This window comes from Arthrobacter sp. Leaf141 (assembly GCF_001424565.1).
In the GTDB taxonomy this organism is placed as follows: domain Bacteria; phylum Actinomycetota; class Actinomycetes; order Actinomycetales; family Micrococcaceae; genus Arthrobacter.
The window spans coordinates 3,050-4,801 of sequence record NZ_LMOL01000043.1 but is presented as its reverse complement, the minus strand read 5'-3'; the positions used below and the strand labels follow the sequence as shown (position 1 = coordinate 4,801).

Genomic DNA, 1,752 nt, shown 5'->3' with positions numbered 1-1,752 from the left:
GTGTCTGTTGTTTGAGAACTCAATAGTGTGCCATGTTTGTTGATACCAATTTTTTGTATTGAATTGGTTGAATTGGCCAGGTGATGCCGCCCCTGTGGTGTTGTCTGGTTTTTACAGCTGGTTTCGAATTTTGTGCAGCCATTTTGTCCCGTGTTTCCGGGGTTGGTGGTTGTGTCTGTTTTTGTTTTTACTTCAACGGAGAGTTTGATCCTGGCTCAGGATGAACGCTGGCGGCGTGCTTAACACATGCAAGTCGAACGATGACCCGGTGCTTGCACCGGTGATTAGTGGCGAACGGGTGAGTAACACGTGAGTAACCTGCCCTTGACTCTGGGATAAGCCTGGGAAACTGGGTCTAATACCGGATATGACTCCTCATCGCATGGTGGGGGGTGGAAAGCTTTTTGTGGTTTTGGATGGACTCGCGGCCTATCAGCTTGTTGGTGAGGTAATGGCTTACCAAGGCGACGACGGGTAGCCGGCCTGAGAGGGTGACCGGCCACACTGGGACTGAGACACGGCCCAGACTCCTACGGGAGGCAGCAGTGGGGAATATTGCACAATGGGCGCAAGCCTGATGCAGCGACGCCGCGTGAGGGATGACGGCCTTCGGGTTGTAAACCTCTTTCAGTAGGGAAGAAGCGAAAGTGACGGTACCTGCAGAAGAAGCGCCGGCTAACTACGTGCCAGCAGCCGCGGTAATACGTAGGGCGCAAGCGTTATCCGGAATTATTGGGCGTAAAGAGCTCGTAGGCGGTTTGTCGCGTCTGCCGTGAAAGTCCGGGGCTCAACTCCGGATCTGCGGTGGGTACGGGCAGACTAGAGTGATGTAGGGGAGACTGGAATTCCTGGTGTAGCGGTGAAATGCGCAGATATCAGGAGGAACACCGATGGCGAAGGCAGGTCTCTGGGCATTAACTGACGCTGAGGAGCGAAAGCATGGGGAGCGAACAGGATTAGATACCCTGGTAGTCCATGCCGTAAACGTTGGGCACTAGGTGTGGGGGACATTCCACGTTTTCCGCGCCGTAGCTAACGCATTAAGTGCCCCGCCTGGGGAGTACGGCCGCAAGGCTAAAACTCAAAGGAATTGACGGGGGCCCGCACAAGCGGCGGAGCATGCGGATTAATTCGATGCAACGCGAAGAACCTTACCAAGGCTTGACATGGACCAGACCGGACTGGAGACAGTTCTTCCCCTTTGGGGTTGGTTCACAGGTGGTGCATGGTTGTCGTCAGCTCGTGTCGTGAGATGTTGGGTTAAGTCCCGCAACGAGCGCAACCCTCGTTCTATGTTGCCAGCACGTGATGGTGGGGACTCATAGGAGACTGCCGGGGTCAACTCGGAGGAAGGTGGGGACGACGTCAAATCATCATGCCCCTTATGTCTTGGGCTTCACGCATGCTACAATGGCCGGTACAAAGGGTTGCGATACTGTGAGGTGGAGCTAATCCCAAAAAGCCGGTCTCAGTTCGGATTGGGGTCTGCAACTCGACCCCATGAAGTCGGAGTCGCTAGTAATCGCAGATCAGCAACGCTGCGGTGAATACGTTCCCGGGCCTTGTACACACCGCCCGTCAAGTCACGAAAGTTGGTAACACCCGAAGCCGGTGGCCTAACCCCTTGTGGGAGGGAGCTGTCGAAGGTGGGACTGGCGATTGGGACTAAGTCGTAACAAGGTAGCCGTACCGGAAGGTGCGGCTGGATCACCTCCTTTCTAAGGAGCACCTACAGTCCTTCATCTGTCATGT

Annotated in this window: 1 rRNA gene; it reads left to right on the top strand. The window is 55.0% G+C overall.

The annotated features are described in order from the left end of the window. The first annotated feature begins 192 nt into the window (after positions 1-192). A 16S ribosomal RNA gene (locus tag ASF72_RS18310) occupies positions 193-1,718 on the top strand. Positions 1,719-1,752: the final 34 nt, after the last annotated feature.